Origin of the sequence: Bacillus cereus group sp. MG16 (genome assembly GCF_040459875.1) — a bacterium.
In the GTDB taxonomy this organism is placed as follows: Bacteria; Bacillota; Bacilli; order Bacillales; family Bacillaceae_G; genus Bacillus_A; species Bacillus_A paranthracis.
Map to the genome: position 1 here is coordinate 96,940 of NZ_JARVHE010000002.1, position 23,985 is coordinate 120,924.

Here is a 23,985-nt window from a genome sequence, read left to right on the forward strand (position 1 = left end):
AACACAACCTTAGGAGGGGAAGTAAGTAAAGTAGAAGATATAATTCACTAGGTTCTTATTATAGGAGAGCTGTTTATATAATAAAGGGTATAAACATGGTAAACTTTAAATAAGTAATTGTATATTATGAGGGCGGTCGAGTTACTATCCTCTCTTTTATTTAAGAGAGAAAGTAGGTGACGCTAAATTGAAACCTGATTTTAAAGAAGAACGACCAAAAAAGTATACAAAGAAATAGATAGACCATGCACTTAACTTATTAAAAGATAATTTTTATAAACAGGTATCGGAAATGACAGGGATCAGTGAAAGTACCCTGTTACGTGCTAAGAAAGAGAAAAAAGGGAAATTTAGTAGGTAAATTAGAGGAAACTAAATATCTTATTTAATAAAAAGAGGCGAGAAAGGATGGAAAATTGAGATGAATAAAGCTGTTTTGTTATTAAAAGTAATCACTACAATAGGTTTATGGCTATATTTCTTCCCTGAAATACTTAACCCTAATAATGTTCCTTTTAGATTTCTTTTAAATATTTTCCGAGATGATATTGGAGGAACATTTTTAAATTACATGATTTTCTCTTTTGGATATGTAGTTTATTTTTCCTTCGTAGTATTCATGTCACATAAGGTAATTTGGTCTGAAACACCTAAATTAAAGAAACTACAAATAAGTAACAATAAATAAGAATTAAATTCGGGCATTCAAATATAATACTTAATGTGTAGTTTTATATAACTGGGGTATTTGAGTTTGCTGGGAATAATTCCGTCTGTTTTATCAATATAATTTTATATGTCATATTTAAATTATACTTTAGTGATTGACACAATAATCTCCAGAGTGCTACGTTTTTAGTATTAAAGCAATAAGGGGTTTATTATTTAGATGCTACATATATGAGAATAGAAGCTGAAATACGTTTAGAGAATGAAAAACTCTCTTCTGGTATTCTATAAAATTCCATATACAGATAATTTAATTATATAAACCATACATGTAGAGAGGAAGAAAGTAAGATGTTTAAAAAGGTTACATCGGTTGTTGCTTCTGTTTTATGTACTAGTTTTCTATTAACTGCTTGTAGTGGAGAGAAAGAGACTAAAAACACAGCGAAGGCAACTGACAAGAATGAAACAAAACAATCCATTAATTTACCGTATATAGCGGAGATCCCAACAATGGATGTAACAAAGGCAACTGATAGTGAATCAATGAATGTAATGCGTAATGTGTTTGAAGGTCTGTATACACTAGGAGAAGATAATAAATTAATTCCTGGTGTGGCAAAATCTTATGACGTAAGTGACGATAAAAAAACGTACACGTTTCATTTGAGAGAATCGAAATGGTCAAACGGAACGCCTGTAACAGCTGCAGACTTCGTGTTTTCTTGGAAACGTGCTGTGAATCCTAATACAGCGGCAGAATATGCGTTTCTATTCTTTGATATAAAGAATGCAAAGAGAATTAATAGTAAAGAGCTACCTATAGAACAGCTAGGGGTAAAAGCAATAGATGATAAAACATTAGAGGTGCAATTAGAGCAGCCTGTTCCTTATTTCATAGACTTGACAACGTTCGCGACATTTTTACCTATTAACGAGAAATATTTTAACTCAAAAGGGAAGCAGTATGGTTTAGAAGCAGAGCAATTAATTTATAACGGAGCGTTTACGTTAGATAATTGGAAGCATGAACAAGGTTTTCAACTGAAAAAGAATTCGAATTATTGGGATGCTAAAACAGTGAAATTAGATGAGATTAACTTTGATATTGTAAAAGATAAATCAACAGAAATAAATCTATATGAATCAGGACAGCTTGACCGTGTAGGGCTAACAGGGGAATTTGTAGATAAATATAGAAAGAATCCTGATTTCAAGGAACGTTCGGAAGTGACTGTACAGTTTTTACGTATGAATCAAAATAATGATGTGTTAAAAAACAAAAATGCTCGCTTGGCAATCAGTCAGTCAATGAACAAGAAAGCCTTTGTAGATACTGTGTTGAACAATGGTTCTCTTCCTGCGGTTGGTTTTATACCAGCTGATTTTGCTAAAGGACCGGACGGAAAAGACTTCCGAAAAGAGAATGGAGCATTGGTCAAAGATGATGTGAAGACAGCAAAAGGGAACTGGAAGAAGGCAAAACAAGAACTTGGGAAAGAACAAGTAACACTAGAGTTGCTAACAAGTGATAATGCAATAGCCAAGAAAAATGCGGAGTATTTAAAAGGTGAACTAGAAAAGAACTTAGAGGGGTTAACGGTGCATGTTAAACCGCAGCCACGCAAACAGCAAATTCAATTGCTGCTGAATAGGGATTATGATTTAGGTATTGATGTATGGGCTCCCGATATTCCTGATCCAATCACATTTTTAGATATATTCACGACAGATAGTAGCTATAACTTTGATAAGTATTCAAATCAGGCATATGATGAAATAATTCATCAAGTGAAAACAGATTTAGCTGGTAATGAAACTGCTCGTTGGGAGGCAATGAAACAAGCAGAAAAAATATTATTAGAAGATGGAGCAGTCGCACCATTTTATCAATCAGGCAGATCATACTTACAGCGTTCTTCTATTAACGGAATTGTAACGAATGACTTTGGTGGAGAATTTAACTATAAGTTTGCTGAAATTAAAAAATAAGTAAAAAAGGAGTCGAACATCTTCGACTCCTTTTAATTTGTCGTTTGATACACTTATGCACAATTGCATATACAGTTATAATATTATAACGACTACAAATAACATATTTTTTGATATGCTTATGGTAAAATACCATATGCTAACATTAGGGTGAAATAATATAATAAGAGATATTGCAGTATTCTTTTTTAGATTTAGAAGGGGAAATAATATGAACGAAATGCTTAAGAAAGAAGATAAGACTTTGGGACAAACATTAAAGAAATTCTTGAGTAGAATTATTGATGAAATTGATTTCCAAAGAAAAAATCAAGAAGATATTGCTAAAATAGTTGGTATTTCTCCTGGAACTCTTTCTAAAAATTTAACTGGAAAAAACCAATTTGGATTTTGGAATTTAATCAAGTTACTTAATATATTATATCCGAGTGATTTTCATAAACAGAGAAAGATGTTACACACTTTCTGTTCTGTCACAACAAGTAAGAAAAACTTGAGGATTGCCATGGAATATGCGAATGCAAAAGGTGACTTATCACTTCTCAAGTTATTGGTAGATCGAGAGAGAAAATCTTCACTCGCAATGAATAGAGAGTGGGCTTATGTATATGAAATGGTATTACTTAGAAGTAACGGGACGATTAAAAAGCAGGAATTGTTATCCAGGCTTGAAGACCATAAGGGGAGTAAGATAATTAAGACAATCGAGATGAAGGTCTTATGTGGTATATTAACTTACTACACTATGTATGATTTAGAAAAATAGAATTCTCTGTTCGAGTATGCCGAGATGTTGCTTCCAGATATTAATGCAATTACCGATAGTTTTATTAAGTCATCTTATTTAGGTAGGATTAAAGAAGGATTAGCGTATGCCTATTTAGTACAAGATAACCTTGAAATGTCTAGGAAATTATGTAAGGAAATTTTAGCGATAGATGATCCTAAAAATTGTTTCCACCTTTTAAGAGCATCAGCACTTGCTTATATAGCAGAATCATATACCTTTGATTGTTATGATAGTGCATCTTGGTATATGAAGAAGGCACTAAAGCAGTTAGGACCATGTAATTTTGAAAGGGAAAAACAAAGAAAGCAATCAATTCTTAACACCTATGCTTTTATTAAGTTAGTGAATAAGCAAGAATTGGAGAATATTGATATATATCATTCTGCAGAAAAATCTTTTTTAGAAATTATTAGAGGGAATCACAAGAAAGCAGTTGAAATCCTGAGTGATTTAGAAAAGAAAAATGGTATGCTCACACCGATGCAATATTGCTATTTAGGGATAGCAAAGAATGATATTTCTTTAATTGAAAAGTCAATTATGCTACTAGAGTGCGCTGGGAATCGCTTCTATTGTAGATTCCCTAAAAAAATAGTGGTAGAATTTAATGGAAATGGTATAATGTACGAAGGTGGTGCTATATGAAGAAAATATTATTTATATTAACAAGTATCGTTTTAGCGGCAGGAATTGTTTACACCGCTGCTGGTAGTAAAGAGCAACCAAACAAATTAGTGAAAAAAGATTCAGAACAATTATTAGCTAGAATGGCTGATCCTGGAAGTGGAATGGGTTGAGCCTTAAATAATTCGAATGCGATTGTCTCAGTAGAGGCAATCGCATTTGTTGTTTTTAGGGATATTTCCTAAATATCGATTTTGAAATTCGTGAAATGTATGTGAAGAATTCACAAACTGAAAACGAGAACCGAATTGAATTGAAATTTTAACTCCTAAAATCGACACATCGAATCGAGAATCTTCCTATTATATATACTTACTAAAATAATGAATTTCCGATATCTATTGTGGCCAAGTTTTGACGTCTTGTACGTTCTCTTAAATAACGTTCCGTCGTCATAATAGACTCATGTCCTAAATAGTCCCTAATTTTTTTTAATTCAATACCCTTTTCCATTAAGTAATTAGCCATGAAGTGCCTACAAGTGTGAGGAGTAATTCTATCCTGTCGATAGCGCAGAAAAGTTAAATTTGTTTCTTCAATTTTTTTTGCCACAAGAGAAGATAGATAGTCTGCTCTATAATTTGATCCATCAGCTTTAGGGAGAAAAGCGGAGGTATTCGATGCATCTAGTTTTGTTGTTTGTTTACGTAAACTTCGAACATGGCATAAAGCATCCAATGTATCTTCAAAGATACGAACTTCCCTACTTTTATTCCCTTTACCAACTACACGAAGTAGATAGGCATTTAAAGATGAATGAAAGACCAAATTTGCCCATTTAGCAGTTGCGATTTCTTCGATTCGTAGTCCTGTTGTAGTTAACAGGAAAAATGCAGTGTAAACAAAATAGTTGGATTTTTTCAGTTCATCTAATATCTGGGTAACTTCTTCTGGATAAAGGTCACGATTGACTAGCTCTTCTTTTTTTACGGATACTTTTTTAAGGCGACTACTAAAGTTGTCTGAGAGTCCGTTATTATCATACACATATTTTAAAAACTGCTGAACTACTGTTTTCTTTTTACGTAATGTAGTGGCAGCATATTTCTTACTTAATTCATAGAAGTAGATTTCCATGTCATTATGGGATAACTCCTGGATGGTTCCGATTGCTTCTTTTATGTAGCGAAGAAAATGAGAAAGATCGTGCAGATACTGTTGTTTTGTTCGCTCACTTCTATTTTTCGTTAAAGAAGGCTCATCGTGTAAAAATAAATAAACTAATGATTCTTCACTTAATTGGGAGTAGTCAATATTACGGATACCCAAACCCATAATTTTTTCAAAATGACTGCTATCAAAAAAATCTGATTTTGATTTTACAATTTGGTTATTATGTTCGTAATTTATAATATTCAAATTTAAACACAACCTTTTATAGAATGAAATATTAAACAAATATTTTTATATAAAATTTTATAGTTCTAATTATACCACAATAAATGCATTATTTATTGTGGTATAAAATGAAATGTTTAAATAAATATTTTCGAATTAAAATTTAACGTTTCTGTCTAGGTAATGTATAATAGAAATGTTTAATTGATTTTTTTTGTACATTTCAATCCAAATGCGGTAGGAGGAGATTTTTTTTGACTAGTCTTCGTCTGAAAATTTTACAAGAAATCCATAATTTAGAAGATACCCATTGTTCAATTTGCCCTCTGAACAACCTATCAGTGAATTGTACAGATGAGCAAGAACAGGCAAAACAGAGAAACTACAAACATTGTAAAGGTTGTCCCATTTTCGATTCCATCCGAGAGAAAGGAGAGCAATTGAATTCTTTATCGAAAAAGAGTACATTTAATAAAGTACGAGAACGTTATATGGAGAATCCATTTAAGTATCTGCAGTATAAGGAGTACTCAATTACAGATGTAGTAAAAGAAACAGGTTTAACAAAGTATCAACTAAGAAAATTTAAACAACAGCTAGAATGAAAGTTTCGGACGAGGTGAGAAATGGACTATTTATCTTTAGAAGAGGTATGCGATAGGGTAGGTTTAACAAAAAATCAATTAGGCTATTTAATTAAATATAAACAGATCGAACCTATCAATCTGGCTACCTGGAAAGCAGATGGCGGATATCGCTTTGAGAAAAAAGATGTAAAAAAGTTAGAGGAATTATACAAAGACTCTTTAACATTAAAAGAAGCAGCTGAATTTCTAAATAAGTCTAAGACTTACGTTCATAATGCCGCTAAAGATGGGATATTGCCCTTTAAAGAGATTGCTAAAGGGAAATCTACTGAACGATTGTACTTAAAAAAGGATTTGGAAGTTTTCAAAGGAAAAATTGAAAACCGATCAAAAAAGGAATCGAAAGAAAAAAAGCAGCATTTAAGTCTCTATCTTGATGAAAAGGTAGTAGAAGCAATAAAGAAAAAGGCTGCGAAGAAAGGGTATAATGGCTACAAGAAGTTTGCTGAAGACATTTTATCTGCAGAAGTAAAAGAAGACATAGAAGAATAGAAATCCCAGAGAGAATAGATCCCTAAAAAACGAAAAAACGTTATAAGGGATCTATTTTTGTTTCTAAGAAGTTTTTTATCTTTCAAGTGTAATTGCATTATCTGAAGTTTTAAAAATGATTACAGATGATTTTGAGAGGTCGTTTTTCGGGGACATCACTGAAAAAATCACTACAATTACAAAAAAAAGGGTTAATATATATAAATTAGAAAATAGAGGAAGAGACAATGAATAATTACAAGTGCGCTTTATTTAAAATGAGAAATGTGTGAAAAGAAAGATGTGAGATATAAGAGATAATGATACCAGGATTATAAATATAAAGATTTCATCTGAAACTTAGTAGGCAAATGAGTAAGTTAGAGGATTAGGCAGAGATACATTGCGGAACACATCAAAAAAATATACAACTTTTATTTGAAATTTATATTCTCAAAAAATAGCATATAAAACTAAGGACAATTATGAAAAATCAAAGAAATACAGTATACATATTTAAATTATAGTAAACTAATTTCTTGTAAAACTCATTAACTCAAAGATTATATACAGACTAAAATTGGACAGATTTTCTATTTTAGAGTGTTGAAGTATGGTAAAATAGAAGTATAACTGTATATCGTGTGAAGGTGGGCTTGTTATTATCCCTTCTTTCCATTTGGAAGGAAAGGGGGTGATATAACATGGAATTTTTGTTTGAACTTTTAAAAGAAATTGCAAGAGCAGTTGTGCGTGAAGTTTCAGCATACGCACTGAAAAAGCAATTCGAAAAAAAAGACAACAAAAAACCCGCGCTTCACCGACCAAAGTACAAGCGAGGGTCTAAAAGAAAAAGATAATGCATAATAACGGCCACCTTGACAGTAGCAGTTATGAGACGGGATGTTGACAGCATCTCGTCTTTTTTAGTTTATGCAATTCAGTTAAGTACTATACTTTATATATACTGAATATGCATTCAATATATAACTAATCTAAAGTAAACATACCATATTTTTATTTTTTGGTCAACGTTTGGAAATATGAGGGGCTAAATTTAGAGGTTTATACAGTGATTCCTAATGTAAATGATATAAAGAATAAAAGTAGTTTTATAGTGAAGGGTTTGCTTGTTTTCAAAACAAGCAAACCCTCTTGATAGATAGTCTTTTATATATTTTACAGCAAACAATTTATCGATATCTTTGTGCAAATTGCTCGCTATAGGAATCAACTAATTTAGTACGTCCAGAATCAGAATAAACCTTAATATTGTATTTAACATAAACATTGTATGCATCTTGATCCTGCCATTTTTGTACAGTCCACCAATAGTTTTTACCCTTAGGAAGAGAAAGACCGCCTACTACATACCCTGCTACACCAGAAGCAAAAGCATTGCCAATTTTCGCTATAACTCCAGCACCTAAACCTGCTATAGCTGCGTTAACCATAAAACGATATGAGGCATTATAAAATACATTGTTTCCATAAGTTGTCGTTACATATTTCCAGTTGAATGTACCAGCTGTTGGGTGAACATATTGAATTTGATCTGAATCTTTAGGTGTTATTGGATTCAATGGAGCTTGTCCATTTAGGAATAAAGAGTCTAAATCTTGTTGAGGTAATGAACTAATATCAATTGCTCTATTTTCTTTTGATACATCCTGGTTGTAAGAAACTGTAGGTGAATTTCCTTCCTTGTTCTCTGCTGCTTGCGTTGTTGAACTAAATGCAAACCCTGAGCTTAGTAATAAAACCAATGAACTTCCAGCCAATAATGTTTTTTTCATAATAATCCCCTTTCATTTGCATAAAAAATTTTATACAATATATTATACAGTCATTATCTGAAAAGTAATTATTTTCTAAAAATAGGAGGTAGGAGTCAATATGTTTAGTAAGATTACTTCAAAAAATGAACGTATTTATGTGATTTTTGTAGTTGCACTGTCTATAGGGTTGTTTAGCATATCTCGTACAGTTTGGTGGTTGTATGGAATGGTGTTTTTGTTATTTTTATCTGCTTTTATATTTAGAGACAGACCTACAAAAAAGGAAGTAATGATAAATCTTGTTGGCTTTGTAGCATTATGTTTCATTTTCTGGATAGGAGAATACATCATAAATTTGTAAAATACTAACAATGATTCTTGTTAAATACGATTATAACAAATTATTAGATAAATGGAATATTTTACTAACAATTTTAATATAGTGCTAGTTTAGAAAAATCGATTATTTTAGGGGTTTATGCCGTTTTTTTTATTTAGAAATTTTGAGATAACTAAGATTCTTTGACAGTAATGAAAGAAATAAGTCTAAACAAAATATAAAACAAAGCATATTTATAACAGAAACAGCCCAAATTTCTCATTAGGAATTAGGGTTGTTTTTATGATGGGATATCGTTTCACTTTTAGGAATGGATATTTTCAAATGATAACCATTAATGAAATAATGATATGGTATAATTTTCTTAATATATAAGAAAAGAAGGGATGGAATGAGCACGCAAATAAAGGTAACACCGGAACAATTAGAACAAGCTGCTAAAACAGTAAGAAATACGAGATCATCATTAGAATATATACATAAAGATTTATACTCTCAAACTGAATATATAGCTTCTCAGTGGAGCGGAGCAAGCAGTCAACGTTTTTATCAGATGTTTAATGAAGCAAAGCCAATGATGTTTAACATCTTGCAAGAATTAGATAAAATCGCAGTAGAATTAGAACGTGCAGCTGTTAAATTCCGAAAAGCGGATGAATTGTATGGAGGAAATTTAGTTGACTCTGATATTCAAGAAGGAGCCATGTGTGGAAAACTCCCTCCAAAATCAGAAGAGTCATTTTTCAATGAAAAAGATTTAAATGCTGCGTGGACTGGTATTTCTACTGGGTTTGTAGATGGTGCAGTGGATGCGTGGGAAGGACTGATATCCTTAGGTGATAAAGAAACCTGGTTGAATATGCGAGACGCAATTGTAAACTATAGGGAGACTATTCCTGCTGCATGGAACACTGTATCAGATACATTTATGAATAAATTTTGGAATGGGGATCTGGAAAGTAGAGAGCATTATCTGGCTTATGGTATAGCAACGTTAGGACTCGGGCTTCTGGGTGATAAAGGTCTTAGTAAAGCAGGACAAGTTGGGAAGGTAGCTGCTATTACAGGGCTGACTAAAGGGAAATCTCTTATAACTAATTCCCCGGCATACAGAAATGCATTACATATATTAAATAATTATGAATTTAAGGGTGGTAATCATCTCTCATATGCAGGTGTCGGTAGTACACAACAATATTTACAGAAAGCAGCTACGTATACTTATGAAGGCGCGAATGGTCCAAAAACAATTCGTTTGCGAAAAGGAGACTTAGCAGGAGACAAGCACCCAGTTACAGGAATTCCATACGATGCTGACGGATTTCCTATTTTTGAATCAAAAGGGGAGGTACTATTAAAAGAGGCAGATTTCAAAAAGTCTAGAACAACACAGTCTAGAAAGTGTAGTAAAGCATTATATGAACAAATAATGGAAAATCCTGAATTAGCCTTAAAATTCACAGAGGAAGAAATTCAATTATTTAAAATAGGGAAAACGCCAGAGCATTATACATGGCATCATCATCAAGATGCTGGGAGAATGCAACTTGTAGATTATCAGACTCATCATGATACCGGTCATACAGGTGGATATAAAATTTGGGGGAAAGATAGCGATAAATAGGGAGGTACTTAGTCATGAATCACATTACATGGATCAATACAAATGAGAACAAAATAACAAATGACCAAATTAAACAATTAGAACAATACTTTAATATTAAATTTCCTAATGATTTTATAGAGTGTGTACAAAAGTATGATGGTGGATATCCTACGCCAGATACCTTTAATATTCCAAATCAAGATGAAAATTCACTCAATAATCTTTTAACCCTAGATTCTAATAAAAAATACTCCATTCTAGAAACATATAATAATACGAAAGATAGATTACCTCATAAAATTTATCCTTTTGCTAGAGATCCATTCGGTAATCTTTTATGCTTCGATTACCGAAATACGAGTGATTCACCATCAATCGTATTCTGGGATCATGAGGAAGAAGACATAAAGGAAGCAATATATCCTATTTGCTCAACATTTACAGAATTACTTGCTAGTTTACGTGATTTTGAAGAAGAAGATTGAGGGAATAAAAAAACGGTCTAGAATTCTTATAGACCGTTTTTTTATGATTTACTAATTTTCCAACCATCATCCGTTTTCTCTAGTTCAATTACGATTACTTTTTTAGGATTATCTTTATATACAGCATCAACAGTTACTGTAGCAATTTCATTTTTCTCTTCAACTTTTCGGATTTTATAGCTTTTAAGATCCTTGCTAACTGATTTCATTAGGTCTGCATTTCCGCCCACAAAAGCAACGATTTTCTTCGCTTCAGGAGTGAATAACTCGCCAAAATCTTTGACATTTCCTTCTTTTGCATCTTCGAAATACGCTGTAGCAACTTCTTCAGGGTTACGATTATTTCCACATGCTGCAAGTGCTGAAATTGATACTATCATTACCAGCGTTAACATGATCATACGCACAAATTTGTTTTTCATTCAAACCACTCCTTATATATAACGTAATTTCAACTCTTATAAAGAGCTAAATCACTTGTATAAGTATATAATAATTAAAACCGTAAAACTATATATATTTAAATATAATTTTTATGATGTTACTATTATTATTAAAAAGATGAGCAGCAGGGGAATCTACCTATTACTATAATATTGATTTCCGTTATATACATTAGTATAATAATGAAGTCAGCGTTATAGGGGTATAACAGACGACATTCATTTTTAAAATCATAAAATCGGATTCACTTATATGAAAGATAAAAGCTCTCCCATTCACAGGAGGGCTTTTATCTTTTTTGAACTATACGCATATTCATAAAAATTAGAGTTAAGGCTTTCTTTATATAGATTACTTTTGTGAAAACTTACCAAAAAATTTACAGTAAATCCATACAAAACACATATATCGTATATATAATATATTTGTAGATACTAACATTAAGAAAAAACGTTAAATGTAATTTTAGCGTGTACTATTTATCCATTTACATTGTAGTAAAAATTAAATGACTTAAGTAGAAGAGAGGATGATTAACAATGGGACAAGTGTTTATTGATGAAAAAGGACCACAAGAAACAATCAGAATTCCAAATACATACCGTGACGATAGAAGAATAAATCTAGGTGATGATTTAATGCGTTCTTATGTAGCCGATGTACTTTATATTCCAGAAGATTCCCTAGAAAATGTTAACAAAAAATACCTGGAACTGGTTGAAAACTATAGAAGCGGACAAAAAAATAAAGTTGAGAAAGAGCTAAAAGGAATTGATATTCTAAAAGGCAATTTCAATTTCGGCGTTGCAAGTATGAAAGAAGTAAATAGTAGTTTTTATTTAAATTTATTTAACATGCTACTAGATGCAAATGTCTCTAACTTACTATTTTCAGTAAATAAAATGTCGATGGTTATTGATGCTAGACTTACACAGTGGATTCTCCAACTGGAAGCAAAAAGATTTATCGACTCTGCTATTTTGTTTAAATACAGTCTCACAAAATATTGTGAATTAGAAGCATCTGAAGAGGTTATTAGAAATCTTTTTGATCCAGAAAAAACAATCAATGAAATACTATACTCTATTCAAAAAGATTTGAAAGAATTTGTGGCAAAACATAAGAATATTGCTAGAATGAGGAACCAAATAGCATATTACAAAAAAATGATAAAGGACATTGGGAATGGGAAGAAATTAGCTAATGATGTGGTATTTGAAAAAGTATCATTTGACTGGGAAAAGGTAAGCTCTGATGTTGATTTATGGTTAAGTGAGAATAAGTTACACGGTATATGGGAACCTGAGCAATCTACACTAATTCTTGATCAGGGAATACCTTCTAAGCCATTTGAGAATATTGGGTTTGGCAATATAATGGAAGAGAAGGATTCTAAAGAATTTGTTGGATTACAATTAGCAGATATGCTAGTGGTGATAACAGGAAGCTACATTTCTAAACTTGCATCTGCAGTTCGTTATGATAAATCAGAACCAGAAAAAACTAAGCACCTTGGTGCAGAATGGTTTGTACTAAAGGAGCATCAATTTGACCTAATATCGAAAATGACAGAGTTCCTTTTTGGAAATGATCATGTTTACAGTGTCATAGGAGATACTTATTTTGATGAAACTCACTTGTTTGAGATGTATTGTAGGTATATAAGTTCCTTTAGTAATTATGACAATTATGATAAAAAGAAGACTGAATTACATGTTAAAGATATGTTTATTTATCTTGCAGCTGCTACAAACGAAAAATGGGAATTAGGAGTACAAAACGAGCTTTTCGCAAGGAATATGTATGGAGATTATATGACTGGAATTAATGAGGGAGTAATACGGAAATTGTAAACTCTCGTAAAATGGATAATAAACCTGCCAGTAACTTAATGTTTCAATAGCAAAAAAGAACTTATAACCTTTATGTATTATGGTTTCTAAGTTCTTTTTTTGTTCTAAGGTAATTAAAATTCATTAGTATCCATTCTTATATAAAAGGTTCTTAATAGAATCTCAATACAAAAAAAGCTAGAATATAACAACCAGTCACACATGATTGACTAAAGACTTTTGTTTTACATAATAACCAATCTTTTTTTATGGCCATATAACGTCTAATTACCAATGCAAGCTGAAAAATAGAAGCAAGGCAACACATAAATAACAAAAACTCGATTAAAACTCTCATCATTGCACTCCTCCTTAGTAACTAAAAAAAGCAGGGTAGCTATGATTCCTGCAATATAAATAATAACACATATCCTTAAACTTTTTAATATATAAACATTAAAATAGTTAAATATAGATTCGGAAATTTATAATATCTACGTAATTCTAAAATTAGTAATAAACGGAAAACAACATAAAGTTTGCAATAAGCAAAGGAGCTTGGCAACTTAATTAGTTATGGTTTATGTAAAGTATTAATTCAAGTCTAATCTAATCTTACCTGTATACTTAATGACTTAAATATTATTACCTAATAATACTTTATTATTTTGTCCCGTCTAATAAATAGGCTACATTCAGACCATTACAAATTAAAACTTCATACAAACCACACATTAACTACACTACTAACACAAATTGATATTGTATAATTTAGTTATTATAATTCACAAAGAACATTCAAATATAATGATATTAGGTATTACAGAAGTTATATGACATTAGAAGAGAAGAGAACAAATAAGGGGAGAAGATACTATGACAAGTTTTGCGAATCAACACGTAGAAAATACGATTTTAGAAGAGGATGTAGAGCTTTTAAAGGTTATGGCACACCCAATGCGCTTAAAACTGATCAGTGAGCTTTCTAAACATAAAACACTAAATGTAACCCAAATGACCGAAATTTTAAACATTCCACAATCAACAGTTTCCCAACATTTATCTAAAATGAAAGGGAAGGTTATAAGAGGTAATCGTCAAGGATTAGAAATTTACTATAGCATTGAAAACCAAAAAGCCAAAGAAATTATGGGGTTATTAGGACCGTTACAATAAAATATTAGGACTACAATTTAAAAGTAAATTATTTAGAAAGCAAAACCCTCCTGATAATGGAGGGTTTTTATTTGTTAATTCATTAAAAAATAATCTCTTTATTCTAATGATATCAATAACTAAAATATGTCATAATGAACCTGTAAAAGAAAATGCCCCATCAACACTAATACGCCGCTGGAAGGGATATAGATGATAAAAAAAGTTATGATGATACAGCAAATAAAGTATACACATTGGGCTTATTTAAAAGAGGCACTAACGAATTTTTGGAATTACCGTTAATATACAAAAATGAAGAAAATTACAAATCGTTTCACTTACCATTAGCAGATCTGAATAAGATTTTATACAAAAAACTTTGTGAGTTCCTGGAAATTGATTATAATAAAAACGGTCCTTTTAAACCACTATATTTTTTCAAGGCTCTACATAACGCTATTCCAACAAAAGCTAATATTCTGCTTAAGGATAGATTGGCTTGTTCATATTCATTTCCTACCAGTAAAGATAATGAACAAGACAAAATATATTTTCGCAGTTTCCTTAATAATGATTTAAATGGAAAAAAACGGAGTTTAGAAAATAAAGCGAAAACGGAAAAACTTTTACCCGATGCTCATAAGCTTATTGGTACAAAGAATATTTCCGTATGCTTCACGCGTACACCAAAAGATGAGCGAAAAGAAAAAGAAGAAATAAAGACTAAATTTAACAAACTCTAATCTCAAATATAACCCAAAAGAGCCTGGCACAAATGTCGGGTTCTTTATATATACCTACTACACACCCAATCACTAGTAGCTATAGACTAGCATATCTATCTTGTTTATTTTTTATATACTATATATTTAAACTTGTTACAGAGTAGAAAAGTAACCTACATTTAAACCTACACGTACCCATAAGATCACATGGATTTGCTTCTGTAATGTACAAAGACATGAATCTCTAAACTAAAATCTCATGAACAATCGTTGGAAAATAGTCCTTATCATAAACTTTGTAGGTACTTTCTTGTCTTAATAACGGGACATGAAAGTCTAAACTTTTTGTACTTAGGACAAGAAACTCTAAACTACTTAGCCAGCAATAATGCAATAAGAAGAAAGTTAATTTTCTCCTTATTGCATTATTACTATTAAAAAAGAACTTATAGGGGTCCCGTCACATGCCCATCAACTTAAGAACGAAAACAAAATGAACTTTCGTTCAAACAAACTAAAAAACACGTAATGTACTTTTGGTATTGAAAAGTACACACACCAAATAAACTCTAACGAGTTTCATTTTAAAAATTATGCAGCTTTCTTTTGTTTTCCAAACCCATTATACTCATAGACAACACCCATAATATCAAAGATAGTTTTCTTCTCATATCGATGAGATTTCCGTCCATTCTTCTGTAGGAGGTCGAACAAACGGATTAAAATCTTTGTTAGATTTTGGGTGTTTCTCTGTATCGCTTGATATAACAGCGATACATGATCTTGAATCATCCCAATGGCTTTATATTCACTTAATTCTCTTTTGTTCTTTTGCAAAAGAAGTTTACGCATCTTAAACATCGTAGAAGAACAGATAAAGATGGCAATAAGTCTTCCATACACATGACATTCTAATCGCTCTTTTTTGATAGTTTGCCAATGATGAATTTGAAATAAGGATTTCCACGTTTTAAAAATAATTTCTATTTGCCAGCGAAGGGAGTAAAAGTCATGTATTTGTTCCATCGGAACAACTCCTTCAGGCGTATTTGAGACATATATGTTGATACCCGTTAATCGTTTACTCTTTTCTGAAAATGTAATACCCTTTTTACTTTCAGTGTAACTTTGTTTTTTTCTACGTTCCTGTATCTGTTTGTCTGTTAAACGATAGATAATTACACGTGTGAATAGTTTTTGATTCTTTCCAATGTAAGCTTCTTTTATTTCGTATGTTTGACCGGGTTTTAAATTGTTCATAATATGTTCTAAATCAACTTGGATATACTGTGATTGCTTTTTTACGGTTCCGTTTCGAAAGTATTCTGGAAACGGATTTTTTACATACACGGTATGGTTTAATTTTAATCTGGATATATAATAAGCACCTCGTTGATCCATTTGATCTAAGTCTTCTAATGAAAAATAACCTAAATCACGGATACATAAATCGCTTGGACGTAATGTGTCTAAGCATTCTGTTCCAAAGGTCTTATCATTATTTTTTCCTGGACCTATCTGAAAGTTTAGAAACTGTCCGCTATGTAAGTCATATTCTAATTGAATCTTGATACCCGCTGTTTGTGCACAACCACCTGATCCAGGATATACATGGGCTAAATGTTTTGGTACTTGGAAAATCGTCGCATCTAAAATACGAATTCGTTGAAAATACATGAGCGCCGCGCTTGAAATGGCCGATGTTTCACAGATTTTACTTTTCCATAATGCCGAAAAAATATATTTCAAAAATTCAACCGCTTTTTTATCAAAGCGTTTATTGAGTCCTTCTGGACTCATAAGAGTGCCTGTGGCCGCATGTAATTGACTGCATAGTCGAACAAGCGAGTCACTCGCTGTACGTTGACTTACCCAAATACATATGGTAGCTAATTCATTTCCAGAAAACTTTCGTTTTCTTTTTACAAAACCTAATTCTTTTGCGAGTTCTTCCAAAAGAGAAGGGGTTAAATGACGATACAGTTCTTCAGAAAATAGTTGTAATTCATCTTGAATCGAAAGATTCATAAAAAATGTCACCCTTTCTAGCTAGCTTTTTAGAAAGAATAACGTTTTTTGTCACTTGGGGGTAGTGAAAATTCTTAAGTTGATGGGCATGTGACGGGACCCCTATTAAAGAAATTGTAGAAGGAACTGGTGTATCACAAGGTTCTCTTTATCGAGCAATTAATCAACGAAAACTCGAATAAACACAGAATTAATAACCCTCTAAGTTTTCTATGCACCCTCTACATATTAAAGAGCCAATTTACTCTTAACGGGGTAAATTTCGGCTCTTTTTTAGATAAATTCTCTTAGCGTGGTTTTTTTCCGAAATGCTGGCGGTACCCCTTGTAGTGATTGGGGTGCTTTTAGATGGATTTGGACTATACGAGCCTTTGATTGATTTTGCTGGGGCAGGGGCTACCGTTCTGATTACAAGTTTTGGGAATTCGCTTGTTCATGGTGCGATGCAGGAAGCTGAAAAACATGGGTTAGTTGGTGTACTGACAGGAATGTTTGAAGTAACTAGTTCTGGTATTTCAGCTGCCATTGTTTTCGGCATGATAGGAGCTTTAATTTTTAAGCCAAAAGGATAAGGAGAATTAGGATGACAGTAGGATCAGATGTTAAACAGTGTTTTGCCAGTCTAAGAGGGGTAGAAGCAAGTCTCTCAAGTTTAGCATTACGGACTCTTGATGATGAATCGAAGCGAACTTTGCATGAGGCTATGATGGTAGTATACGAAGTAACAAAAGATTTAAAAAAAAGAGTAGGAGAACTAGAAGGAGAGGAACTTCAGTACAAAGGTTTCTAGAAAAACTATATTTACAGGAGGTGTAAGCAGTGCCTGAATGGTTAGATATAGCTGTACGCTCAGCATTATTTGTTGCTGTTTTATTTTTCATTACAAAATGGTTAGGGAAAAAGCAAATTTCCGAACTAACTTTCTTTGAATATGTCACCGGTATTTCTATTGGGAATATTGGTGCAGAAGTGGCTATAGGACTTGAACGGAACATTTTTCACGGAATTATTGGAATTGTCATTTTTGCGGCTATTCCCTTTTTCGCTGGTTTAATTTCATTAAAAAGTAAACGTTTTCGCAATTTTATAGAAGGAAAAGCAACTGTATTTATCAAAGATGGGAAGATTATGGAAGATAATTTAAAAAAGGAAAGATATACGACAGATGAACTGTTAGATCTCCTTCGCAGGAAGGATGTCTTTCAAGTCTCTGATGTAGAATTTGCTGTTTTAGAGGCAACAGGTGATTTATCTGCGATGCTAAAGAAAGAAAATCAACCTTTTTAACAGCAAAGGATATAAACTTGAAGGTTGCTTCAATCAAGGAGCCTCAGACCATTATTATGGATGGTACAATAATGGATGAACCACTAGCCACGATTGGACGAAGTCGGGCTTGGCTACAAACTGAATTAGAAAAACTAGGGGTAACGATTGAAAATGTATTTCTGGGACAGGTTAATTCTTACGGAGAGTTAACGATTGATCTGTTTGACGATAAATTACAAGTCGCACCCCCACAAGAAAGACCCTTAATTCTTTCAACCTTGAAAAAATGTCAAGCAGACTTAGAACTATTTGCTCTTGGAACGGAATCAAAAGACGCCAAACAAATGTATAGGTTAAACAGTGAAAAATTACAAGAAGCCATTGATAAAGTGACCCCTATTTTAAAAGGATAAGGATTTAGCTTAGATTCATACATGACGAAAAAAAGATACCATTTTTAATTGAAATAAGTTTAAAAACCTTAGTCCAATTTCGGACTAGGTGAATTTTTTTACGAGGTGTTAGAAGTGTCTATTTTTTTAGTTAAAGTTATTTTTATCTATATTGTGTTTATTGTAGCAGTAAATATTTTAGGGAAATCAGCTCTAGCCCAACTTACCCCTCATGATTTTGGAGCGATTCTTTTTTTATCTTAATCGAAAGTTAAAGGAAAGTAGATATCCTTTACCTGAGCTGTTGTCTAATTTAAGAACAACAGGATATCCGGATATTCACGATAATGAATATGCGATTTTGGAAGCAACAGGTGAAATTAGCATTTTTCCAAGAAAAGAATTAGTTCCTATTACTCCAAAAGATTTACATATGAAAGTGGAATACCGCGGATTACCCATAGCCGTTGTCATTGAAGGGAAAGTGCAAAAGCGTAAATTAAAATTTATCAACAAAAATGAAAAGTGGTTAAAGGAAGAACTAAAGGCAAAGGGATATCTTCAAATCAAAGATTTTTTTTATGCTGCTGTTAGAGATACCGATCATTCATTAACCATTAACAAAAAAGATGTTAACGACTAATTTTAAGACGATTTCCTCCCAATATAAATTAATGTTTTCTCTTATTTACTTCTTATTGCATTTACCACTTTCATTTTCCAAATTTATAAAAAATTATACCTATATTTAGGAATTTACCAGATGGTAATTTTCAAAATCACTAAGTCTCTAGTTAGGACAGTGCCCAGATCATTACGCCTTTCTTGATGTCAGAACTTTCCCAACCTTAATTCTCTTTTTTTCGTTCTTAATATCTTATACAAGTTCTTATAAAGGTAGTCCATAATATATAACAGACAATCCCTTCATATTCCATACGTATACTGGTTACATAGTTTGTACATATTAAGAGTAACAGAAGGAGGGATTCCAGTTGGAGTGGATTTTTTATCTATACCTGTTAAATACGTTCTTTATCTTATTCATAGCAATTTGGGAAGTTCGTCGGCCTGCCAAGGCTTTGAATTGGATAATAATCGTCCTTTTTTTACCTGTCATTGGTTTCTGGCTATATCTTAGCATATCAAACCCTAAGTTTATTCATCGAAAAAGATTGACCTGTTCTAAAAATGAATCTAACAAATTACCTGAGACATTCGGTGCTTCAGCATCGGTAATTGCCAATGCTTTACGGCATTTCACTGTGAATGGGCTTCGAATGGGCCAAGTCCAAGTGTTTAACAATGGGATAGCAAAATATGATCAACTCCTTGTATCCCTGCAAAAAGCCCAAGAAACCATTGATCTGGAATATTTCATCTATCGGAACGACCAAATTGGTAATCGAATCACAGAACTGCTAATCGAAAAAGCATTAAATGGAGTGCAGGTTCGTTTTATGAGAGATAGCTTGGGGAGTTATAAATTCCCGCGTGAAAAAATCCGGCAGATGGTTGAAGCAGGGATAGAATGTAGGACAATATTTCCTCTGCGATTTCCCTGGATTTTGTCCAATTGGAATTATCGGGATCATTGTAAGATTGTGACGATTGACAGAAAGGAATCCTTTACTGGCGGTATGAACGTTGGGTATGAATATACAGGATTAAAGCCAGACGTAGGATTTTGGAGGGACACTCATTTGCAAATTATAGGGGAAGCAACAGGCGACTTGCAGACTGTTTTTGATGTTCATTGGGAAATCGCTGTGCCGGAAAGGATAAAATCAAAAACAAATTTGAAAACAAAATCAGAGGTAACGAAAATCAATTCAATCGGCAGAGCAGATCATTCCAAATGGTCAGCCGAATTGGGATCAGAGTTGAGCACCCTTGATGATAAAAAAATGGACATATCCGGAAAAACTAGGACATTGCATAAAGCGTATATCCATACGTTGGAAGGAAACCCTGGAATTCCTACCCCAGTCATTCGGCAAGCTTACTTTATATGTATAACACAGGCGACCAAGACTATTGATTTAACAACACCCTATTTTGTACCAGAAACGGATATTATCATGGCATTAAAGACAGCAGTAACTCGTGGTGTCCGTGTAAGATTGCTGGTTCCTCGCCACAATAATCAAAAAATCGTGGGTCTTGCAAGCCGTACTTATTACGGAGAACTTATAGAAGCTGGAGTTCAAATCTACCAGTACGACAAAGGAATGATACATGCGAAGGTGTTGACCATCGATGAGGAGATTGCTGCCGTAGGCTCAGCAAACTATGATATGAGAAGTTTTCGCCTGAATTATGAGGTGTGTCAAGTCGTGTACAGTGCTGATGTGACAAGGGAACTCACAGAGCAGTTCGAGAGGGATCTTACTGATTCTGTACCATTAAGAATTGAAGACTTGGTGCAACGATCCCTGACCGAGCGCATTGTTGAACAGGGTGCTCGCGTGCTTTCTCCATTATTATAAGTTGAAAAAACCGGTATTATTTATCTTTCTGATTTTAATTAGCTTACATGTTGTAATATAAATATTTTAAAACATGAGGATTTTTGAAATCGAGTGAAATATAAAATGGAGGAATAAATTTTGGGTGAAGTTTTTTGGGGTTTACTGGCAATCAAAGTCATAGTAGGTTTTGCAACTTTATTTTTTATCATTATCATAACAGGCAGAACATCCATCTATCAGTTAAACCCCGTTTCACTTAGTTTTTGTGTTAGTACTTGGAGATTTTTTAGGAAATAACATTTATGAAGATAAGGTAGGGATTTTTCATTTTTTATATGCCATCGGATTGTGGACGTTTCTTATGTTGGGAATAGAGTTTATGACTCTAAAAAATAAATCGACACGTTCTCTCTTATTAGGCAATCCTAACATCATCATTCGAGATGGTGTTATGGACAGAAAGTTACTTACAAAGAACAAATTGGATGTAAATCAAGTATTGAGTATACTCCGTCAAAATAATGTCTTTTCAGTTCGCGAAGTCAAATACGGTATATTGGAAGCTAATGGGCAAATAAGTTTATTATTAAAATCCAAGTATCAAAAACCAGATCTCAATCTTCCAGAAAGTCCAGTAGACCTCCCAACATCGTTAATTATAGATGGGGAAATTTTATGGGATAATTTACATGAACTCGGATTTGATCAACAGTGGTTAGATAACCAATTAACTACCAATGGATATGATAATGTAAAGCGTATACTTTACGCAGATTGGCGAGAGCGTGAAGGCATACATGTAAGTCCTAAATAAAATTTGTTAGGATAAGAGCACATCAATTTTCTTGGTGAATATAAACTTTAGTCTTCAACAATCAGGCGCTTTAATGAAGTAACTAAAGCCTAATTTTTCACTTATAACACCGAGAAATTAGACTTTTTATATTTTGGTTTCCTTAACGTTGTAAATCCGCATTTTCCTGACGCTACCCCATGCCCATCAACTTAAGAACGAAAACAAAATGAACTTTCGTTCAAACAAACTAAAAAACACGTAATGTACTTTTGGTATTGAAAAGTACACACACCAAATAAACTCTAACGAGTTTCATTTTAAAAATTATGCAGCTTTCTTTTGTTTTCCAAACCCATTATACTCATAGACAACACCCATAATATCAAAGATAGTTTTCTTCTCATATCGATGAGATTTCCGTCCATTCTTCTGTAGGAGGTCGAACAAACGGATTAAAATCTTTGTTAGATTTTGGGTGTTTCTCTGTATCGCTTGATATAACAGCGATACATGATCTTGAATCATCCCAATGGCTTTATATTCACTTAATTCTCTTTTGTTCTTTTGCAAAAGAAGTTTACGCATCTTAAACATCGTAGAAGAACAGATAAAGATGGCAATAAGTCTTCCATACACATGACATTCTAATCGCTCTTTTTTGATAGTTTGCCAATGATGAATTTGAAATAAGGATTTCCACGTTTTAAAAATAATTTCTATTTGCCAGCGAAGGGAGTAAAAGTCATGTATTTGTTCCATCGGAACAACTCCTTCAGGCGTATTTGAGACATATATGTTGATACCCGTTAATCGTTTACTCTTTTCTGAAAATGTAATACCCTTTTTACTTTCAGTGTAACTTTGTTTTTTTCTACGTTCCTGTATCTGTTTGTCTGTTAAACGATAGATAATTACACGTGTGAATAGTTTTTGATTCTTTCCAATGTAAGCTTCTTTTATTTCGTATGTTTGACCGGGTTTTAAATTGTTCATAATATGTTCTAAATCAACTTGGATATACTGTGATTGCTTTTTTACGGTTCCGTTTCGAAAGTATTCTGGAAACGGATTTTTTACATACACGGTATGGTTTAATTTTAATCTGGATATATAATAAGCACCTCGTTGATCCATTTGATCTAAGTCTTCTAATGAAAAATAACCTAAATCACGGATACATAAATCGCTTGGACGTAATGTGTCTAAGCATTCTGTTCCAAAGGTCTTATCATTATTTTTTCCTGGACCTATCTGAAAGTTTAGAAACTGTCCGCTATGTAAGTCATATTCTAATTGAATCTTGATACCCGCTGTTTGTGCACAACCACCTGATCCAGGATATACATGGGCTAAATGTTTTGGTACTTGGAAAATCGTCGCATCTAAAATACGAATTCGTTGAAAATACGTGAGCGCCGCGCTTGAAATGGCCGATGTTTCACAGATTTTACTTTTCCATAATGCCGAAAAAATATATTTCAAAAATTCAACCGCTTTTTTATCAAAGCGTTTATTGAGTCCTTCTGGACTCATAAGAGTGCCTGTGGCCGCATGTAATTGACTGCATAGTCGAACAAGCGAGTCACTCGCTGTACGTTGACTTACCCAAATACATATGGTAGCTAATTCATTTCCAGAAAACTTTCGTTTTCTTTTTACAAAACCTAATTCTTTTGCGAGTTCTTCCAAAAGAGAAGGGGTTAAATGACGATACAGTTCTTCAGAAAATAGTTGTAATTCATCTTGAATCGAAAGATTCATAAAAAATGTCACCCTTTCTAGCTAGCTTTTTAGAAAGAATAACGTTTTTTGTCACTTGGGGGTAGTGAAAATTCTTAAGTTGATGGGCATGGGGTCCCGCCAACCAAATGACATAAAACCCACGTTAAGACATTTTTTGGAATTCAAATCCTTGATTTAGGTACGCTAAGGGTTGTAACTAAAATGAATATTTTTGCTATAGACGGCAATATTAGGGTGAGTACCAGCGAAGCTGTCACCATTTGCAATAAGGATACGTTAAGATTACAATAAGTTGTTTAAGTTTAACACTTACAATACGCATATCCA

General features: G+C 32.8%; 21 protein-coding genes and 5 pseudogenes. 21 read left to right on the forward strand and 5 right to left on the reverse strand.

What is annotated here, in order from left to right:
- Nucleotides 1–238 precede the first annotated feature (238 nt).
- The 5 genes and pseudogenes from QCI73_RS28310 (at nucleotide 239) to QCI73_RS28330 (ending at nucleotide 4,248) form a co-directional block, all read left to right on the forward strand.
- Complete coding sequence (locus tag QCI73_RS28310) at nucleotides 239–361, forward strand: hypothetical protein (protein ID WP_309454331.1); 123 nt, start codon at nucleotides 239–241, stop codon at nucleotides 359–361.
- 60 nt (nucleotides 362–421) lie between these two features.
- Nucleotides 422–688, forward strand: a complete 267-nt coding sequence (locus tag QCI73_RS28315) for a transporter (protein WP_076872447.1) — start codon at nucleotides 422–424, stop codon at nucleotides 686–688.
- Between the two features lie 332 nt (nucleotides 689–1,020).
- The gene (locus tag QCI73_RS28320; protein ID WP_076872739.1) at nucleotides 1,021–2,661 is read left to right on the forward strand and encodes a peptide ABC transporter substrate-binding protein; all 1,641 of its coding nucleotides are present in this window, start codon (nucleotides 1,021–1,023) and stop codon (nucleotides 2,659–2,661) included.
- 211 nt (nucleotides 2,662–2,872) lie between these two features.
- Nucleotides 2,873–4,096, forward strand: a pseudogene (locus tag QCI73_RS28325) (AimR family lysis-lysogeny pheromone receptor).
- Nucleotides 4,093–4,248 carry a hypothetical protein gene (locus QCI73_RS28330; protein WP_000721800.1) on the forward strand — a complete coding sequence of 52 codons (156 nt, stop codon included), beginning with the start codon at nucleotides 4,093–4,095 and terminating at the stop codon, nucleotides 4,246–4,248. The pseudogene QCI73_RS28325 and the gene QCI73_RS28330 overlap by 4 nt, the downstream one beginning before the upstream one ends.
- A gap of 202 nt (nucleotides 4,249–4,450) precedes the next feature.
- On the opposite strand, the gene QCI73_RS28335 is transcribed toward QCI73_RS28330, so the two are convergent.
- Complete coding sequence (locus QCI73_RS28335; protein WP_001021536.1) at nucleotides 4,451–5,494, reverse strand: tyrosine-type recombinase/integrase; 1,044 nt, start codon at nucleotides 5,492–5,494, stop codon at nucleotides 4,451–4,453.
- Nucleotides 5,495–5,727: 233 nt separating this feature from the next.
- Between QCI73_RS28335 and QCI73_RS28340 the strand changes: the two genes are divergently transcribed.
- The 3 genes from QCI73_RS28340 (at nucleotide 5,728) to QCI73_RS28350 (ending at nucleotide 7,451) form a co-directional block, all read left to right on the forward strand.
- Complete coding sequence (locus QCI73_RS28340; RefSeq protein WP_000202840.1) at nucleotides 5,728–6,078, forward strand: zinc-finger domain-containing protein; 351 nt, start codon at nucleotides 5,728–5,730, stop codon at nucleotides 6,076–6,078.
- Between the two features lie 21 nt (nucleotides 6,079–6,099).
- Complete coding sequence (locus QCI73_RS28345; protein WP_000386112.1) at nucleotides 6,100–6,612, forward strand: helix-turn-helix domain-containing protein; 513 nt, start codon at nucleotides 6,100–6,102, stop codon at nucleotides 6,610–6,612.
- Nucleotides 6,613–7,295: 683 nt separating this feature from the next.
- Entirely contained in the window at nucleotides 7,296–7,451 is a 156-nt protein-coding gene (locus QCI73_RS28350) for a hypothetical protein (protein ID WP_000394773.1), read from the forward strand.
- Nucleotides 7,452–7,784: 333 nt separating this feature from the next.
- On the opposite strand, the gene QCI73_RS28355 is transcribed toward QCI73_RS28350, so the two are convergent.
- The gene (locus QCI73_RS28355) at nucleotides 7,785–8,387 is read right to left on the reverse strand and encodes a hypothetical protein (RefSeq protein WP_000751950.1); all 603 of its coding nucleotides are present in this window, start codon (nucleotides 8,385–8,387) and stop codon (nucleotides 7,785–7,787) included.
- Nucleotides 8,388–8,487: 100 nt separating this feature from the next.
- Here QCI73_RS28355 and QCI73_RS28360 point away from each other — a divergent pair, with 100 nt between their 5' ends.
- The 3 genes from QCI73_RS28360 to QCI73_RS28370 all read left to right on the forward strand — a co-directional run bounded on the left by QCI73_RS28360 (nucleotide 8,488) and on the right by QCI73_RS28370 (nucleotide 10,800).
- Nucleotides 8,488–8,730 (forward strand): hypothetical protein, encoded by a 243-nt coding sequence (locus tag QCI73_RS28360; protein ID WP_000491739.1) that lies wholly within the window; start codon nucleotides 8,488–8,490, stop codon nucleotides 8,728–8,730.
- Between the two features lie 370 nt (nucleotides 8,731–9,100).
- A complete protein-coding gene (locus QCI73_RS28365) occupies nucleotides 9,101–10,333 on the forward strand; it encodes a WXG100 family type VII secretion target (RefSeq protein ID WP_000107160.1) in 1,233 nt (410 codons plus the stop codon).
- A gap of 14 nt (nucleotides 10,334–10,347) precedes the next feature.
- A complete protein-coding gene (locus QCI73_RS28370) occupies nucleotides 10,348–10,800 on the forward strand; it encodes an SMI1/KNR4 family protein (RefSeq protein ID WP_001015690.1) in 453 nt (150 codons plus the stop codon).
- Nucleotides 10,801–10,841: 41 nt separating this feature from the next.
- Here the strand turns inward: QCI73_RS28370 and QCI73_RS28375 are convergent, their stop codons facing one another.
- Nucleotides 10,842–11,222 carry a DUF4878 domain-containing protein gene (locus QCI73_RS28375; protein WP_000790845.1) on the reverse strand — a complete coding sequence of 127 codons (381 nt, stop codon included), beginning with the start codon at nucleotides 11,220–11,222 and terminating at the stop codon, nucleotides 10,842–10,844.
- Nucleotides 11,223–11,783: 561 nt separating this feature from the next.
- Here QCI73_RS28375 and QCI73_RS28380 point away from each other — a divergent pair.
- From QCI73_RS28380 to QCI73_RS28390, 3 genes and pseudogenes are all read left to right on the forward strand, one after another.
- Entirely contained in the window at nucleotides 11,784–13,097 is a 1,314-nt protein-coding gene (locus QCI73_RS28380) for a hypothetical protein (RefSeq protein ID WP_000531859.1), read from the forward strand.
- A gap of 855 nt (nucleotides 13,098–13,952) precedes the next feature.
- Nucleotides 13,953–14,252, forward strand: a complete 300-nt coding sequence (gene pagR / locus QCI73_RS28385; RefSeq protein WP_000200275.1) for a transcriptional repressor PagR — start codon at nucleotides 13,953–13,955, stop codon at nucleotides 14,250–14,252.
- A 182-nt stretch (nucleotides 14,253–14,434) separates the two neighbouring features.
- A pseudogene (locus QCI73_RS28390) lies at nucleotides 14,435–14,977 on the forward strand (DUF6037 family protein); the annotation flags it as partial.
- 573 nt (nucleotides 14,978–15,550) lie between these two features.
- Here the strand turns inward: QCI73_RS28390 and QCI73_RS28395 are convergent.
- Entirely contained in the window at nucleotides 15,551–16,987 is a 1,437-nt protein-coding gene (locus QCI73_RS28395; RefSeq protein ID WP_061184285.1) for an IS4 family transposase, read from the reverse strand.
- 104 nt (nucleotides 16,988–17,091) lie between these two features.
- Between QCI73_RS28395 and QCI73_RS28400 the strand changes: the two are divergent.
- The 7 genes and pseudogenes from QCI73_RS28400 to QCI73_RS28430 form a co-directional block, all read left to right on the forward strand.
- A pseudogene (locus QCI73_RS28400) lies at nucleotides 17,092–17,169 on the forward strand (recombinase family protein); the annotation flags it as partial.
- Nucleotides 17,170–17,295: 126 nt separating this feature from the next.
- Nucleotides 17,296–17,559: a SpoVA/SpoVAEb family sporulation membrane protein gene (locus QCI73_RS28405; RefSeq protein ID WP_087943165.1), complete on the forward strand. Its 264-nt coding sequence runs from the start codon at nucleotides 17,296–17,298 to the stop codon at nucleotides 17,557–17,559.
- Between the two features lie 11 nt (nucleotides 17,560–17,570).
- Entirely contained in the window at nucleotides 17,571–17,777 is a 207-nt protein-coding gene (locus tag QCI73_RS28410) for a DUF1657 domain-containing protein (RefSeq protein ID WP_000215801.1), read from the forward strand.
- A 29-nt stretch (nucleotides 17,778–17,806) separates the two neighbouring features.
- Nucleotides 17,807–18,669 (forward strand): annotated as a pseudogene (locus QCI73_RS28415) (DUF421 domain-containing protein).
- A gap of 114 nt (nucleotides 18,670–18,783) precedes the next feature.
- Nucleotides 18,784–19,291 (forward strand): annotated as a pseudogene (locus QCI73_RS28420) (DUF421 domain-containing protein).
- A 352-nt stretch (nucleotides 19,292–19,643) separates the two neighbouring features.
- Nucleotides 19,644–21,137: a phospholipase D-like domain-containing protein gene (locus tag QCI73_RS28425; RefSeq protein WP_000454745.1), complete on the forward strand. Its 1,494-nt coding sequence runs from the start codon at nucleotides 19,644–19,646 to the stop codon at nucleotides 21,135–21,137.
- 247 nt (nucleotides 21,138–21,384) lie between these two features.
- Entirely contained in the window at nucleotides 21,385–21,933 is a 549-nt protein-coding gene (locus QCI73_RS28430; protein ID WP_002029079.1) for a DUF421 domain-containing protein, read from the forward strand.
- Nucleotides 21,934–22,239: 306 nt separating this feature from the next.
- On the opposite strand, the gene QCI73_RS28435 is transcribed toward QCI73_RS28430, so the two are convergent.
- On the reverse strand, nucleotides 22,240–23,676 hold the full coding sequence (locus QCI73_RS28435) for an IS4 family transposase (RefSeq protein WP_001053964.1): 1,437 nt from the start codon (nucleotides 23,674–23,676) through the stop codon (nucleotides 22,240–22,242).
- Nucleotides 23,677–23,985: the final 309 nt, after the last annotated feature.